This window comes from Sphingopyxis sp. J-6 (assembly GCF_046603995.1).
In the GTDB taxonomy this organism is placed as follows: Bacteria; Pseudomonadota; Alphaproteobacteria; order Sphingomonadales; family Sphingomonadaceae; genus Sphingopyxis.
This window is the reverse complement of the sequence record NZ_CP145810.1, coordinates 986,363-1,002,052: the sequence shown is the minus strand read 5'-3', so window position 1 is coordinate 1,002,052 and position 15,690 is coordinate 986,363. Positions and strand designations below refer to the sequence as shown.

Annotated in this window: 17 protein-coding genes; 10 read left to right on the top strand and 7 right to left on the bottom strand. The window is 61.4% G+C overall.

What is annotated here, in order from left to right; all coding sequences use genetic code 11:
* Positions 1–188: 188 nt before the first annotated feature.
* Positions 189–860: a GntR family transcriptional regulator gene (locus V6U71_RS04940; protein WP_411341198.1), complete on the top strand. Its 672-nt coding sequence runs from the start codon at positions 189–191 to the stop codon at positions 858–860.
* Positions 861–966: 106 nt separating this feature from the next.
* Positions 967–1,962, top strand: a complete 996-nt coding sequence (locus V6U71_RS04935; RefSeq protein ID WP_411341197.1) for an alpha/beta hydrolase fold domain-containing protein — start codon at positions 967–969, stop codon at positions 1,960–1,962.
* A 73-nt stretch (positions 1,963–2,035) separates the two neighbouring features.
* Here V6U71_RS04935 and V6U71_RS04930 read toward each other — a convergent pair whose 3' ends face one another.
* Both V6U71_RS04930 and bktB read right to left on the bottom strand, forming a co-directional pair.
* Positions 2,036–3,352 carry an acyl-CoA dehydrogenase family protein gene (locus V6U71_RS04930; protein WP_411341196.1) on the bottom strand — a complete coding sequence of 439 codons (1,317 nt, stop codon included), beginning with the start codon at positions 3,350–3,352 and terminating at the stop codon, positions 2,036–2,038.
* Between the two features lie 61 nt (positions 3,353–3,413).
* Positions 3,414–4,598, bottom strand: a complete 1,185-nt coding sequence (bktB, locus tag V6U71_RS04925) for a beta-ketothiolase BktB (RefSeq protein WP_411341195.1) — start codon at positions 4,596–4,598, stop codon at positions 3,414–3,416.
* Between the two features lie 205 nt (positions 4,599–4,803).
* On the opposite strand from bktB, the gene V6U71_RS04920 reads away from it, so the two are divergent.
* Complete coding sequence (locus V6U71_RS04920) at positions 4,804–5,325, top strand: hypothetical protein (protein WP_411341194.1); 522 nt, start codon at positions 4,804–4,806, stop codon at positions 5,323–5,325.
* Between the two features lie 363 nt (positions 5,326–5,688).
* On the opposite strand, the gene istB is transcribed toward V6U71_RS04920, so the two are convergent.
* Together istB and istA are read right to left on the bottom strand one after the other, a co-directional pair.
* Complete coding sequence (gene istB, locus V6U71_RS04915; protein ID WP_031304487.1) at positions 5,689–6,417, bottom strand: IS21-like element helper ATPase IstB; 729 nt, start codon at positions 6,415–6,417, stop codon at positions 5,689–5,691.
* Positions 6,404–7,918 carry an IS21 family transposase gene (gene istA, locus V6U71_RS04910; protein ID WP_068878314.1) on the bottom strand — a complete coding sequence of 505 codons (1,515 nt, stop codon included), beginning with the start codon at positions 7,916–7,918 and terminating at the stop codon, positions 6,404–6,406. Before istA ends, istB begins: the two co-directional genes overlap by 14 nt.
* 294 nt (positions 7,919–8,212) lie before the next feature.
* On the opposite strand from istA, the gene V6U71_RS04905 reads away from it, so the two are divergent.
* Complete coding sequence (locus V6U71_RS04905) at positions 8,213–9,040, top strand: hypothetical protein (RefSeq protein ID WP_411341193.1); 828 nt, start codon at positions 8,213–8,215, stop codon at positions 9,038–9,040.
* Between the two features lie 246 nt (positions 9,041–9,286).
* On the opposite strand, the gene V6U71_RS04900 is transcribed toward V6U71_RS04905, so the two are convergent.
* The 3 genes from V6U71_RS04900 to V6U71_RS04890 form a co-directional block, all read right to left on the bottom strand.
* Entirely contained in the window at positions 9,287–9,739 is a 453-nt protein-coding gene (locus tag V6U71_RS04900; protein ID WP_411341192.1) for a hypothetical protein, read from the bottom strand.
* Complete coding sequence (locus V6U71_RS04895) at positions 9,739–10,134, bottom strand: hypothetical protein (protein WP_411341191.1); 396 nt, start codon at positions 10,132–10,134, stop codon at positions 9,739–9,741. Before V6U71_RS04895 ends, V6U71_RS04900 begins: the two co-directional genes overlap by 1 nt.
* Before the next feature lie 144 nt (positions 10,135–10,278).
* Positions 10,279–10,929 carry a LexA family transcriptional regulator gene (locus V6U71_RS04890; RefSeq protein ID WP_411341190.1) on the bottom strand — a complete coding sequence of 217 codons (651 nt, stop codon included), beginning with the start codon at positions 10,927–10,929 and terminating at the stop codon, positions 10,279–10,281.
* Between the two features lie 84 nt (positions 10,930–11,013).
* Here V6U71_RS04890 and V6U71_RS04885 point away from each other — a divergent pair, with 84 nt between their 5' ends.
* The 6 genes from V6U71_RS04885 (at position 11,014) to V6U71_RS04860 (ending at position 15,629) form a co-directional block, all read left to right on the top strand.
* Positions 11,014–11,304, top strand: a complete 291-nt coding sequence (locus tag V6U71_RS04885; protein ID WP_411341189.1) for a transcriptional regulator — start codon at positions 11,014–11,016, stop codon at positions 11,302–11,304.
* A 289-nt stretch (positions 11,305–11,593) separates the two neighbouring features.
* Positions 11,594–12,088, top strand: coding sequence for a phage regulatory CII family protein (locus V6U71_RS04880; RefSeq protein ID WP_411341188.1), 495 nt, complete (start codon positions 11,594–11,596; stop codon positions 12,086–12,088).
* Entirely contained in the window at positions 12,085–12,462 is a 378-nt protein-coding gene (locus tag V6U71_RS04875) for an ogr/Delta-like zinc finger family protein (protein WP_411341187.1), read from the top strand. Before V6U71_RS04880 ends, V6U71_RS04875 begins: the two co-directional genes overlap by 4 nt.
* Before the next feature lie 74 nt (positions 12,463–12,536).
* Entirely contained in the window at positions 12,537–15,212 is a 2,676-nt protein-coding gene (locus V6U71_RS04870) for a toprim domain-containing protein (RefSeq protein WP_411341186.1), read from the top strand.
* 13 nt (positions 15,213–15,225) lie between these two features.
* Entirely contained in the window at positions 15,226–15,438 is a 213-nt protein-coding gene (locus tag V6U71_RS04865) for a hypothetical protein (protein ID WP_411341185.1), read from the top strand.
* A complete protein-coding gene (locus V6U71_RS04860) occupies positions 15,435–15,629 on the top strand; it encodes a hypothetical protein (RefSeq protein WP_411341184.1) in 195 nt (64 codons plus the stop codon). The genes V6U71_RS04865 and V6U71_RS04860 overlap by 4 nt, the downstream gene beginning before the upstream one ends.
* The last annotated feature ends 61 nt before the right edge of the window (positions 15,630–15,690 follow it).

The following is a 15,690-nucleotide window of genomic DNA, read 5'->3' as shown; positions in this document are numbered from 1 at the left end:
CGCGGGAAACCGCCCTCAGGTCAAGATTGATCTCCGGCCCCAACGTAACACTTGCCAGAGAGATTGATTGTGCTAACAACAAATATGTTGTACAATTTCGTAAAATGAAATTAGCCAAAACGCGACCGCCAACGAAACTCCCAGCCTCAGGATGGCCAATGTATCTTCAGAAAGCCGATCTCCCGGAAATGGACGACGACACGGCCAGTTCTTCCGACCGCGTCGTCGATGCAATCATTCGCGGGATAGGGTCAGCGCGATATGTACCCGGCCAAAAGCTGATCGAAGCGAACCTTACTGAAACTGTGGGCGTCAGTCGCGGACCGGTGCGCGAGGCGCTCAAGCGATTGGCGGCGGAGGGAGTGGTCACGCTGACACGACATCGCGGCGCTTATATCCGCGCCTATAGCCGCCTCGATGCCAATGAAATGCTGGATGTGCTTGAAGTGCTGACATGCCTGATGGCCCGTCTGGCAGCGGAAGCCGCGAACGGAGATCAGAATGCCAAGCTCATGCAGGAGGCATATGAAGTCCTCGACGGCCAAGGCGATCGGCATCGCGAAAATGCCCTCTTCATCGGGCAGCGCCACCACTTCTACGACACACTCCTGGCCATAGCGGGCAATATGCAACTGACGCGCCTCTTGCCGACAACTCAGATCCAGTTGCTGCGCCTCCAGATCATACCCTATCTCACTGCACAGGACCGGCAGGCGCAACTCGACGAATATGCCGCGATCACCAAAGCCGTGCTCGCGGGCGAGCCCAAGACCGCCGAGAGCGCGATGCGGCGGCACATGCGCCGTTCCCGGGAACGCTTCGCCAGAGCCCCCGATGAAGCTTTTGCCGCTCTGGCCTGATTTGCGTTGACTGTCCGCGGCAGGATGGATCGGGCGGGCCGATTTGCCGGCGATCGGCCCGCCACGCTACTTCGCTAAACCTTGAGACCGGCCAGCTAGGAATAAAATGGATAGCGACCAGATGGATTTCGAACCCTTGCATGTGCCGGAACGCCTGATTCCGCTGCCCCTGTCGGTGAGCGGTCAGGCCCGCGAAATGTTGGCGGCCTTTGCGCGCGGCGACACGGCTGCATATCCGGCCAGCGACGACCTCGCTTCCTGGAAAGCGATGATAAAGGCCAGCGACGAGGGCATGAGCGCGATGATATTCACCGCGGCGCACGACGCCGCCAGCCAGGCCGAACCGATCGACCTGGGCGGCGTCCCGTCCTACCGCGCAGTGCCGCGCAATACCGCCAACGGAGCCCCCGACATCCTGTTCGATCTGCATGGCGGAGGATTGATCTTGGGCGGGGGCGATCTCGTGCGGCGGTTTGCGATGAAGGCGGCGACGGAATATGAGGTGGAGGTCTTCGCGCCCGATTACCGCATGCCGCCGGATTTTCCCTATCCAACGCCGCTCGACGACTGTGTCGCGGCCTTTCTCGCGCTGCTTGAGCTACACCCTGCCGAGCGCATCATAGTCCAGGGGGCCTCGGCCGGCGGCAATCTGGCCGCGGCGCTGATGCTGCGCCTGCGCGAGATCGGGGCGCCCTTCCCCGCCGGTCTGATCCTCCAGACCCCGGAAATCGACCTCACTGAATCAGGCGACAGCTTCCAGACCAATCGCGGTGTGGATGTGGTACTCCGCGACAGCCTGATGCCCATCAACGTCCTTTATGCAAACGGCCATGACCTGCGCGACCCGACCCTGTCGCCGCTCTTTGCGGATTTTTCGAAGGGCTTTCCGCCGACGATAATCTCGACCGGAACCCGCGACCTGTTCCTTTCCAACGCGGTCCGTTTCCACAACACCATCCGCCGCGCGGGCGTGCCGAGCGAGCTGATAGTGATGGAAGCCATGCCCCATGGCGGCTTCATGGGCGCACCGGAAGATGCGGAATTGCTCGAAGATCTGCGCGGCTGGGCCCAGCGGATCTGGCGTAGAACGTCCCAACCCTGAGATTCGCATAACTTCGGCGAGTGTTCGCGGGCGGCGCACTGATGGAATCCCCTCACGGCGCCGCCATTATACGTCAGCCCAGATCCCAGCCTGCGGGCTTGGGCCAACCGCCCTCGCGCGCCATCATTTCCGCTTCTTCCCGTGACAATACGTCCGCATTACCGCCGCTGCGTAACGGATTGGTGCCACGGTATCGCGCTACTTCCAGCCTCGCAATCTGATTGCGGTGCACCTCGTCCGGACCGTCGGCCAAGCGCAGCAGACGTGCGTTGGCGAGCGCAGCCGCCAGATAATGATCATTATTCGTGCCGCCACCGCCGAATATCTGGATGGCCCAGTCCACAATCTGCTGCGCCATTGCGGGCGCGACGACCTTGATCATGGCGATCTCCTGGCGCGCCGCCTTGTTTCCGACGGTGTCCATCATCCAAGCGGCCTTCATCGTCAACAGACGCGCCTGTTCGATCCTGATGCGCGCCTCGGCGATACGTTCCAACGTCACCGTCTGCTCGGAAAGCGCGCGGCCGAACGGAAAGCGCTGCTCCGCCCGCCGGCACATGCGCTCCAACACCCGTTCGCACAGACCGATGAGCCGCATGCAATGATGGATACGCCCCGGCCCCAACCGGCCCTGCGCAATCTCGAAGCCGCGCCCCTCTCCCAGCAATATATTGGCGGCCGGCACGCGGACATTGTCGAAAAACACTTCCGCCGCCTTGTCCGGCACACCGTAAAAGCCAAGCACCGGCAGCGCGCGCACGACCCGAACGCCCGGCGTGTCCTTCGGCACCAGGATCATCGACTGACGGCGATAGGCATCCTCCCCTTCGGGATCGGATTTGCCCATGACGATAAGGATTTTGCAGCGCGGATCGGTCGCGCCCGTGGTGTACCATTTGCGCCCGTTTATGACATAATCATCGCCATCGCGCATGATCGAGGTGCCGATATTGGTGGCGTCGGACGAAGCCACCTCAGGCTCGGTCATGGCAAAAGAGGAACGGATATCGCCCGCCAGCAGCGGCTGCAACCAGCGGTCCTTCTGCTCCTGCGTGCCATAACGGAGGATGGTTTCCATATTCCCGGTATCGGGCGCCGAACAGTTGAAGATTTCGGGCGCGAAAAGCGATCGTCCCATGATTTCGCAAAGCGGCGCATAGTCGACATTGCTCAACCCTTTCTCGCACTCGTGCGCCGGCAGGAACAGGTTCCACAACCCGGCATCGCGAGCCAGCGGTTTCAGCTTTTCCACCATGGGATAGACAGCCCAGGGTCCGCGCCGCTCCGCCTCCAGATAATATTGGCGCTCATTGGGATAGACATGCGTCGCCATGAAATCCTTCAGGCGTTCGCCCAACTCCACGCTTTTCTCGCTCGGATTAATATCCATCGGCCCTGTTCCTTGTTCGAAAACCGTCGCGCCGCCCCTATGACGGCAATCTTTGTGGCAGTCAGATCCGCTCGATCACCATGGCAATGCCCTGACCACCGCCGATGCACATGGTCACAAGCCCATAGCGCCCGCCGATACGCTTCAGTTCGTAGATCGCCTTGACCGTTATGATCGCTCCGGTGGCGCCCACCGGATGGCCCAGCGAGATGCCGCTCCCATTGGGATTGGTCCGCTCGGGATCGAGGCCCAGCTCGCTGGCAACCGCGCAAGCCTGCGCTGCGAAAGCCTCGTTGCTTTCGATCACATCGATATCGGAAAGTGCCAGCCCGGCGCTCTTTAGCGCGAGCGGCACCGCTTTCACCGGGCCAAGTCCCATCACTTCCGGATCGACGCCGGCATGTCCCCAGCCCAGAATGCGCGCTATCGGCTGGGCCGATTTCCGTGCAGCCTCCTGGCCGCTCATCAGCACCAAGGCGGCCGCACCGTCGTTCAGGCCCGAAGCATTGCCGGCGGTGACGGTTCCATTCTTCTTCAAAAAGGCAGGCTTCAACTGGCTCATGCGGTCAAGATCGGTGTCGCCGCGCACATGCTCATCGGTGCGGAACAGGCTGGTCCCCTTGCGTGTGCGTATCTCGACCGGAAGTATCTGTTCCTCGAACCGGCCCTCCGCAATGGCTCGCGCGGCGCGGCGATGACTCTCCACCGCCGCTTCGTCCTGCATCCTCCGGCTGATGGCGTGACGTTGTGCAACATTTTCGGCAGTGACGCCCATATGACCGTGGCCGAATGGATCGTGCAGCGCCTCCAGCATCGCGTCGAGCATCGGCGCGTCACCCATCCGCTTTCCCCAGCGCATGGCCGGCACGATATGGGGCGCGCGGCTCATGCTCTCCGCTCCGCCCGCCACTGCGGCCTGGCATTCGCCCAGACGAATCATCTGGGCTGCGGAGACGATCGCCTGCACCCCCGACCCGCAGAGCCGGTTCAGCGTCAGGGCCGGAGCGCTTGTCGGAATGCCCGCCTTGACCGCCGCGATGCGCGCCAGAAATATGTCCTTCGGGTCGCTCTGGATGACCTGTCCCATAACGACGTGATGGATATCGGCGGGTAGCAGGCCCGCGCGAAGCACCGCCTCCTGGATCACCAGCCGGCCGAGTTCGGAGGGCGATATGTCTTTCAGACTTCCGCCGAAGTCTCCGATCGCGGTGCGAACCGCCGACACGATTACAACGTCATTGAACATGGAATGAGCCTCCCGACCGCATACACCCGCGCCCGATAAGCGCCCCTGCCGCGAGCCGCCGCACTATCACCTCAAGTCGAAAGGTCAAGATTTAAAACATTTTTGTACGACAATATTGGATACACTCCTTGACGCCGAGCGACTCTTTCCTGTAATGTAGGGCATAGATGTATGATAAAACCCGGTTGCAGGGAGAAGGAGGGTTATGAACAGGGTCTTGGACGCCAAGGGCTTTGACGGCATTTGGGAAATGGACACCGAAAGATCCAAGATCTGGTCCTACGAGACCGACCAATGGGTGCCGGAACCTTGGCTGAGCCAGACAATCTCGATGCAGCACTTCGGCAATGTGATGGCCTACACGCACAAGAATGAGAGTCAGCCGGGCATCTTTGCCTATATGGGTTATCAGTGCGCCTACGATCAGGCGGATTGGGTTCCTTACGTTCTTGATCGGGTAGAGGGCGATCTCTCGACGCCCGAAGGTCAGAATACCTGGATCGAGATCAACGGCTTCAAACCCGGGCTGGCGGTCGGGCTGGTGAAGCAGATCTATATCGACGAGCGATCGCACTATCGCCTGAGCCTCGATATGAACGGTGTCATGAACTACACCATGCTTCGCCGCCTGAGCGAAGACGGATCGAGGATGGTCTCACATGTGTACGATCCTGAGGGTCATCCGATGATCCAGAAGCACTTCAAGAAGGTATCGGCGGTCGCTTGACGGCGATCCCGCCATGCGCTCCGATCATGTGGATTTACGCGATCCAGCATGGGGCGGATCGCCTGCAACTGGAAATCATCAGCGCGACTTCGGGCGTTCGCCGACCTTCTATAGGCCTTGTGATTTTCCAGGACCACAATGACCGGAAGCGATCTATTTCGCCAACCCATTTGTCTCCGCGTGACTGTCAAACGGCGTTCAAAAGGGACCCCCGATCGGCGTCGAAGAGGGACCCCCTTTTCGGATAATATGATGCTGGTTTGTTGAAGATGGCCTTGCGCTGCGTGCGGCGGAGGGCGGGCGTAGCCCGACCGGAGGCGCGCGCAGCGCAAGATAGATTTTTGAAGGCGCCGAAGGTGGCTGTCAGCTGCGGTTTTTGAAGCGCCAGCTGTCGTTGCCCGTCTCGACGATATCGCAGTGGTGGGTGACGCGGTCGAGCAGCGCCGTGGTCATCTTGGGATCGCCGAACACGGTCGGCCATTCGCCGAAGGCGAGGTTCGTGGTGATGATGACGCTGGTCCGCTCATAAAGCTTGCTGATGAGGTGGAACAGCAACTGCCCTCCCGAGCGGGCGAACGGCAGATAACCGAGCTCGTCGAGCACGATCAGGTCGAGCCGCGACAGCTGCGCCGCCAGGGTCCCGCCTTTGCCGATCCGGGTCTCCTCTTCGAGGCGTGTCACCAGATCGACGGTGTTGAAGTAGCGGGCGCGAGCGCCCCTTCGCACGACATTGGCGGTGATCGCGATGGCGAGGTGGGTCTTGCCTGTCCCCGTGCCGCCGACCAGCACGATATTGCGGCGAGGCGGGAGGAAGGAGCCATCGTGAAGGGAGCGGATCATCTCCTCATTGATCGGTGTGCCCTCGAAGCTGAACCGCTCCAGGTCCTTCACCACGGGCAGCCTCGCAGCCGTCATCCGATAGCGGATGGAGGCTGCATCCCGGTGGGTCGCCTCAGCACGGAGCAGGTCGGTCAGTATCTCCATGGTGGTGCGCTTGCGCTGGAGGCCGGTGGTGACCGCCTCGTCGAACGCCGCCGCCATGCCCTTGAGTCCGAGGCCGCGCATCGTGTCGATCATATCATGCCGCTGCATCATAGCCTCGCAGCAGATCATAGCGGGCACAGTCGGCGAGCGGAGGATGCTGCAGCATCCGGTCTTCCGAAGTGACGATGCTGTGGGGTGTCGCCGGCTCGCGGCGCCGGGAGAGGATGTTGAGGATCAGCTCGTCGCTGGCCGTTCCGTTCGCCAACGCTTCGCGCACGGCAGCCTCTACCGGCTCCAGGCCATCGGTGAGCACCGCCGAGAGGACCCGCACGAACCTGCGATCCGCCTCGTCCCCGGTGCCGAGCCTTCGCCGTAATCGATGCAACGCGGGCGGCAGATCCCAGTCCTGGAACGGCGCCCCGTTACGGAGCGCGCCGGGCTTGTGCGCGAGGACCGGCAGATAATGCCAAGGATCGTAGATGGTGCGGTTCCGACCGAAGTGGCGCTCATGCTCCCCGACGATCTCTTCGCCGCAACGGATGACGATACGATCGGCATAGGCACGCACCTGCACGGTCCGGCGCGCGGCCGTCGACATGACCGAGTAGCGGTTCCGATCGAAGCTGATGAGGCAGGTGCCGGTGACGGCATGCTCGCTCTCATGGAAGCCGTCGAACGGTGCCAGGATCGGCTGCAGGGCCGGTCGTTCCATCTCCAGCGCCTCGGCGACGGTGATGTCGCTGCGCTCGGGGTGGGCGTGATGCTCGGCCCAGCGTCGGCACTCCGCCTCCAGCCACCCGTTGAGCTCGGCCAGGCTGGCGAACCGAAGCCGCGGCTGGAAGAAGCGGCCCCGGATCGTCTGGACTTGCTGCTCAACCTGGCCCTTCTCCCATCCCGCTGCTGGTGAGCAGGCCGTCGGCTCGACCATGTAATGATCGGTCATGATCAGGAAGCGGCGGTTGAACACGCGCTCCTTGCCGGTGAACACGCTCGTCACCGCCGTCTTCATATTATCGTAGATACCGCGCCGGGGCACGCCGCCGAAGAAAGCGAACGCCCGAGCATGGGCATCGAACAGCATCTCCTGGCTCTCACGCGGATAGGCCCGGACATAAGGCGTGCGCGATGCGCAGAGACGAGCGTGCGCAACCTTTATCCGCATCGGCTTGCCGGCGATCTCCACATCCTCATGGCTCCAGTCGAACTGGTAGGCCTCGCCGGGCTGGAAGGTCATCGGGATGAACGCCGGTGCACCTTCGCCGGCATCCTTCCGACGCGCAGCACGCCAGCGCGCCGCATAGCGGCGCACCGCGTCATAGGAACCTTCGAACCCTTCACGCGCAAGCAGATCATGGATACGCGTCATCCGCAGCCGGTCGCGGCGACCTCGCGCCTCGTTCTCCTCGAGAAGCACATCGAGCCGTTCCTGATAGGGGCCAATCCGCGGTAAAGGCTGGACTTTGCGCTGATAGTTGAACGCCGCCTCCGGCGACCGGATCGCTTTGCGGACGACCTTCCGCGACAAACGAAGGTCACGAGCGATCGCCTTGATCGCCTTACCCGCTGCATGCTCACGCCGAATCCGAACCACTGTCTCCACGATCAACATCCCGTTCTCGCCAACTGATCAAAACCAGTCGGCCGACTAAATCCCCGGGATGAAGGGGTCCTTTTTGCACGCCGATCACCCCACGAAGGGGGTGCCTATTGCACGCTGATCCTCAACGGAGGGCAATGTAGCCAATCTGGCAACGTCGAAAAGAACAATGGAGACATAGAAAATATTTCAGTTCGATAGCGCGCTCGATGACGATCTTTGGTGAATAGTCCGAAATCGCGGCAAGGACTCACGATCGCCCATAATCCATGTTAGCTTCGGCCATATGATCGAAGGGGAATCAACATGGCAAAAAGGAAATATGGCGCCGCCATTGTGGCAGCATCGCTGATTTTGTCTTCATGCGGCAGCTCGGACCAGAAAACGCCCGACACGCCAACAGAACCGGCTGCTGAAGTGGCCGACACCGAACAAGCTCCCAAGCCGAAACATATGCCGGTTTCGCTGTCTGGCGATCCAAGCATCACCTGCGACGCCGCAGCCGAAACAAATGCAAAATATCAGGCGGCGAAAAAGACCCGCACGCTCACGCTCGAGGAAAATGCAGAGCAACGCGCGGCCGTCATCCGTTCGCTCGAATGCCTTGCTCCGCAAGACGGCAAGGCGACCATCGTGGCGCTGAACGAGCCCGGCTCGGCATCCAGTTTCGAAGTGTCGTCGGACCCGGAAGACTATGTCAAGGCATGCACCGTCATCGCGGGCGCGGTGGCCGAAGGAAGCGGAGCCGACCTGGCCAGTGCGGGAGCGATCTCGGCCTATGCCAACAAGGTTTCCTGCCCGTCGATGGTCGAAGGCGCCCTGAAGGGCGATCCGCTGGTCATCCTCGCCCCGGACTGGGTTCAGGGCCGCTACGCGACAAAGCAGATCCTTATGGAACTGCAGGTCTACGACGAGGCAAAAGACGCGGGCCGCGGCGTCGAGGAATATGCGAAGGAAAATGCGGGCAAATATCTGGTTCTGGGGCCCGCCGGCGGCGCCGTCCTCGCGGCGAAAGATGAAATTGCCGATGCTGCGAAACGAGCGGCAGAAAAAGGCAAGGCGACGCTGAAGAAGGGAGGCAAGGAAGGGCAGCGAGCGATCGACAAGATAACCGGCAAAAGGAAGCTCTGGTAGCGGCCTGCCCCGATGCCTTTCCCTGCTCCTCGCTGAGCCGGTTAAGCTGCCGCCACGACCACGAAAACGCGGTCCAAACAAGGGGTTTCCCAATGCCGAGGCCTTGGCCCGACCCGCTCGACCCCGATCCACCGCCCAGCCGGCGGCGCAAGGCGCTATTCTATGGGGAGCTCATCTTTGTCGCAGCGATCATGTTGTTCGGGATGATGCGCGTAGTCGGGTTTCTTCTGCGGATTTGGTAGTACGCTACCTCTGCCTCGCGCCGGTGGTCCTCTTCCCTTTTACAGCCACGTCGGATGGCGCTGACATTCGCGCGGCAATGACTTGTTCGACCCGGCTACGGACCGCCTGCAACTGAGCAGGATCCGATCGCGCCAACCGCAAATCAAGCGACAGCGACTCTTGCAATTTCGGGTCGCTGACTTCGTCGATCAGATTTCCGAGATACCGGCGCACACTCTCCATGTCTTTTGACAGCCTGCGATCGCTGCGCACCTGCGTCCCCGCTCTTTTGAACGAAAGCGCAAGTATCGCGGCGCAAATGCCCACAGTGGGTTCTGTAAAGAATACGGGATGCAGGAGGTTGAAATATCCTTCGACGCCCGCTGCAGCGACACCGCTTAATCCCGCGACTGCCCAATCATAGGGCGATTGCATCGACTCGATGAGCTTCTCGATGATGCCCCCTTGGTCGCTCATCACTCGTCCCCCACCGATGGCCTCAAGTTTCTTTTCCGAATAAAAGTTGCCCCAGCTTTGCGCTCGATCTTCGTCGCCGAATCGGGCTCAATCAGACGGTAAGCACCTTCGCCGTGGCTCGCTTCGACGAAGGTCGCTTGGGATACTTCTGCTTCATCGCGGCGACCACCAGACTCGACAGGGTTCGGCGACGCAACCGCCAGTGCCGAAAATTCAGGTCCCGAGCGGTTCGCCTGCCGGCGCGCGAGGAAGATGATCAGCGCGGAATAGCCGGCAGCCGTTGTGACAAAGCCGCAAGCGAACGCCACCATCGGCGATGGCGTCCATGCAGCAAAGGCCAAGGTGACCAGCAAGAAAATCAGTACGAATGGCGGCGGCGTAGACTGCCTGACCAAGGGAATACTCCCGGTCCACAACGGGTCCTCGAAATCGGGCCGCGGTTCCGGGCCTGCACTCTTCGAACTATCGGGTCGCTTGCGCAAATTCGTTCGCAGATTGCGCCGGGGGCCTGTGATGATCCTAGCCACGCCTCCTCCTCCCTACGTCTTACGAAACACCGCCACGACGCGGCCCAGTATTTTTAGGTCGGCGGCTTCGGCCGTGTCGGCTGGCACGACGGGATTGTCCGACAGGATTTGGATCTTAGCATTCGGCCGAGGATTGAGGCGCTTGATCATGGTCATCTTGCCGAACGCAGCTACCCAAATCTTGTTCTGCGCATTCAGCGTGTTCTGCGAACGGTCAATCAGCATCGCGTCTCCAACGTCGATTGTCGGCCGCATGTCGTCGCCGATGCTATAGGCGACAACCAAACTTTCTGCAGGGGCATCAGTGAAGTTCCGCAGTAGCGCACGAGAAAATGTCCGCTTCCTTGCACCAACGCCCTTGAATCCAGCCACGCCTTCAAGGAGATCAATTTCGGACAATTCGGCATTTTCGTCGCCGATGCTCGGAGGAGGTCCTTGGAACCCCCGCCGAGGCGAAGCCACGACCTTAAGATCTTCTCCCATCAAATATTGCGGCGAAGTTCCGAGTTCAGCAGCAATTCGGTAGATGTATTTCGATCCTCGCTGCCGCCCTGTAAATAGCCCAGCGATCGTCCCCTGCGCCACACCTACGCGACGAGCAAGCTCGCTCTGCGAAATCCCAATAGCCTGCAAACATTCGTTCAAGCGTGCGATATTTACCATCGCAATACCCTATCGAATTTCCGATAAATTCGTATATCGGTTTTCCACTTGACCATCCTATCGGTTTTCCGATAGAGCATTCTCATGGTTGAACCGCTCTCTCGCTTTGAGGCCCTCAAGAGATGCCTTGAACTCGCCGGAAGCCAGCCGAAGCTGGCTCGTGATTTGAAGCTTGCTCAGTCGACAGTTTGGCGCTGGCTTAACCAGACCAAACAGATGCCACCCGAACACGTTCTCGACGCCGAACGCCTCTACGGCGTCTCGCGGCATGACCTGCGTCCCGATATCTACCCGCGTGAACCGATGATCGACCAACAGGTCGAAGATCGCTTTTACGGCGTCGATTTTGCCGCCCCCGGGCGAAGGTTCGCCTGACGATGGCCGGGGGGCTTCATCACCGTTTTTCCATTGGCAGCGGACAGCCCCGCCTGCCGATCCGGCCGACCGCCATTCGTCCATGGGCGGCGTCGGACTGCGAACAGGCTGCGGAACCACTGCCCCTTTCCGGTTCCGCGGCCTGTTCGCTTTTTGCAAATTCACGCCCCTGTGCTCGCTGCGTCGGCACCCCTGCCCGCCGCTGCTGCCTTGCCCTTGCTGCCACCATCGTCGGCTGCGCGGAAGGCAGTAAGTTGCACGATCATACTGCGCCGGTCGGGAAAGCGGCATGAGCGACGATCGCTATATCACCCTCCCCGTCGAGCATCAGGAACTCAAGACCGCCTGTGGCCAGCTTGTCAGCACCTATGGCGGGCAGGTCGCGGCGGGTGAGCGTATCCAGCGGCCGCAACAGCATGTCAGCGCCTGTTGCCATAAGCGCCGCGACAAGTGGCTGCGCATCGACGAAGTCGCGACGCTCGAATCCGAAACTCTGGGTCATGAGGGACACCCGCATGTCACCGCCCTGCTCGCCCGCCGCGCCGGTTTCGAACTGGTCCCAACCCCGACAATCGCCGCCACCGGGCGCGACCTGTTGATGCTGTTCGCCGAACAGTCGAAACGGTCGGGCAAACTCGCCGAAACCGTCCTCGCCGCCCATGCCGACGGCAATATCGATCAGGACGAGGCGGCGCGGATCGAACAGGCGACCAATCAGGTTATCGCGGCCGCGCTCGCCATGCGGGCGGAGGTCCGCATGATCCAGCGGGAGGCCCGCCAGTGAACGCGCCCGTTATCCGCAACCGTAAAAAGCGCAACGTCGTCACGGGCGACGATCCCAATCTGACGCGGCGCCATTCGCTGATCCCCTGCCCCCATTGCGGCGCCCCCAGCTATATCCGCACATCCGAAATGGTGACGCCGACCAGCAAGGACCTGTTCTACCTCTGCCTCAACACCGACTGCGGCTTCACATGGAAGGCGCAGATCGCGATCGTCTATGGCCTGTCGCCCAGCGCCATTCCGAACCCGCAAATCGACATCCCGATGGCGCCCGACAGCATCACGCGCAAAACCTATTTCCCGCCGCCGCCGGGCTACGACACCCGCACCATCGACATGTTCGACAACGAGCCGCCCGACCAAGCCGCGGCCTGACCCTTCTACCCCGCTCAGCCCTGCTTTCCGGCATTTCGCCGGCCCCCTGACTGCACCCTTTCGACAGGTCCCCGATGTCCTTTTCCGACCAAGTCCTGACCAGCCTCAAAGCGCGCTTCCAGTTCAAATCTGTGCGTGGGCAATGGCTTCAGGGCGGCACCTGCCCCAGTTGCGGAAAGAAGGAGGCCTATTGCTCGGCCGACCAGCCGCGCATGGTCAAATGCGGCCGTATCGAAAAATGCGGGTGGGAGGAAAAGGTCCGCGATATCCTCCCCGAACTGTTCGAGGACTGGTCCAAACGGTCGCCGCAAACCGACGCCGATCCAACCGCTACTGTCGACGCCTATCTGGTGCACGAACGCGGCCTCGACCTGCACGGGATGCGCGGCGCCTATTCGCAGGAATTATATCGCGATCGCGAAACCGGCGCTGTGTCCGCCACCGCGCGCTTTCCCTTGCCCAACAATAGCTGGTGGGAACGGCTGATCGACCGTCCCGGGCGTTTCCCGCGCAAGGCGAATTTCAAATATGACAGCAACTGGCGTGGCCATTGGTGGATGCCGCCGCTCCTGACGTGGGAGATCCTTGCCGGGGAAGAGGAAATCTGGCTCGCCGAAGGGATTTTCGACGCTTGGGCATTGAACCAGGTCGGCATCACGGCCGTCAGCCTGATGAGCGTCAACAACTGGCCCGAACATGCGCTGGCGCAGTTGATCAACGCTATCAACGCGCAAAAGCGCAAGACCCGCCCGCGCCTCGTCTTCGCCTTCGACGTCGGCGCCGCGGGCGTCAGCTACACCCGCAAATTCGTGAAGAGGGCGCGCAACGAAGGCTGGCCGGACGCAACCGCGGCGCAGGTTCGCCCCGATGGCGAAGGGACCAAGCTGGACTGGAATGACCTGCTGCTCAAGCATCAGGGATGGAATGGCGACGCCGACCGCGCCCCTTATTCGGACGCGCTGATCGACGAATATCTTTGGAACGGCGCTGTCACCATCGCCGAAAGCCCGCGCGAAAAGGCAAAGCTGATCCACAGCCACCGGCTGCTGTCGAATTTCACCTACCGCTTCGACAACCGCATGTTCGCGGCAAAGGTCACCTATGATCAGGACGAAGGCGGCGACCGGACCCAACGGCTCGAGGTCGAACCGATCGCCAATTGCGCGTTCCGCATCCTCTACATGGAGCGCGACGAAACGCTCGATGAAACCAACTATTTCCTGCAGGTCGATTTCCCGGAGGCGCGGCCGACCGTAAAGGCGCGTTTCAGCAGCAATGCCTGCGCCGCCAGCGGCGAGTTCAAAAAGCGGCTGATGGCCTTTGCCGGGACGTGGCGCGGATCCAGCGACCAGTTGGACTCGCTGATGCTGCAACAGACCCAGCGCATCCGCATCGTCGAACCCTTGCCTTTCACCGGCTATTCCGACGCCCACAAAGCATGGGTATTCGGCGAGATCGCCGTGCGCGACGGCCGCCTGATCCACATAAACAGCGAAAAATTCTTCGAATTCGGTAGGGACGCGGTGAAGCTGCGCACCACCGAACGCATCCTGTCGATCACCTATGTCGCCGACCGGCAGGATTATGGGTGGATCAAGGATCTCTGGATTGGCTGGGGCGAACGCGGCCTGACGGCCCTCACCTTCTTCATCATGTCGCTGTTCGCGGTCCAGATCCGCAAGGGACAGGAAAGCCTCGGCTTCCTCGAGCTCACCGGCGACGCCGGATCGGGCAAGACGACGCTGATCACCTTCCTTTGGAAGCTGCTCGGCCGCTCGGGATACGAAGGCTTCGATCCCAACAAGGGCACCATAGCCTTTCTCGGCCGCAGCATGGTCAAGGTGTCGAATCTGCCGGTCGGTCTGATCGAGGGCAATCGCGACGATCGCGGCGGCAACCGGCGCCAGTTCGATTGGACCGAATTGCTGACCCTCTATAACGGCCGCTCCCCGCGCGGCACTGGCGCCCGCACCGGCGGCACCGAAACTGTCGAACCGCCTTTCCTTGGCGCGATCTATCTCATGCAGAATGAGCGGATCGACAGCATCACGGCCGTCCTCGAACGCCTGATGTCGTTCAGCTTCGACAAGGAACACTGGACCGCTGCCAGCCCCGCCGCCGCCGAGCGCATCGAGGGCCTGCAGGTCGAGGACGTCTCGGGGACCATCGTCCACATCGTCCGCAACGAAAAGCGCTGGCTCGAAACCTATTTCAAACAATATCGGTTTCACCGCGACAATATGAAGGGCCGCGTCGACGGGCTGCTCAACACCCGTTGCATCAAGAACCACAGCCAGCTTGCCGCCGCGCTCGAGGCGACCGCCGCCATCCTGCCCATCGACGATCAGGCGGGCGACGAAGCCATCGGCCGCACCATCCGTTTCATCGACGGCCTCGCTCTTGATCGCCAATTGTCCGCCGGCGGCGACCATCCGCTGGTCGCCGAATTCTGGGACAAGTTCGACTATATCCTCGCAACCGAGGCAAGGGCGGGCACGAAGCCCGAAGACAGCATCAACCGGCATCGAAAACCGGCCCTGATCGCGATCAATCTTAACCAGTTCGACCAGCGCGTCCGCAATCTCAATCTCGCACCCCTGCGGATGGATGAGGTCAAGAAGCTGCTCCGCGGCTCGCAGCGCCGCAAATATGTCGCCGACAAGAACGTCAACGGGCCCGACGGCATCGGCTCCCACTGCTGGATTTTCGAAAACCCCGACGCCTGCCGGGCGCCGGCCAACTTTGCCTGAAAGGAGAATGCCGATGGCCGTTCCCGACATGCCTGCCGCCCGCCCCGCGACCCCGCTCTATTACGCCGGAATGCACTGCCACGAATGCGGCGGCACGAATTTCTGGGTCCGCAACACCACTGCCGAATGCGGAAACAGCCGCTGCGGCGCCGCCTACGCGATCTTCGCCGCATCCCATCCCCCGATCCCGCTCCCCGAAGCCACGCTATCAGGACAGCCCCGGTGAAAAAGCCGCGGCCTACCCCTGCCCAACAATGGCGCGAGCATCGCGAGATCTTCGAATATGCCATGGCCCATGGCCTGACGCTGATCGATGCCAAAAACGCAATCGCCCGCGACCGCTGGAAAGCAGCTCACGATCGCTTGGCCGCCGTCCGTCGCCGCTCCGCAGCCTTTGCAAATCGCTCCGCCACCTGACATATCGCGCACGCCTCGACCACGTGCGCGATCTTGCGGTCGCTATTGCGGAAGCGATGGC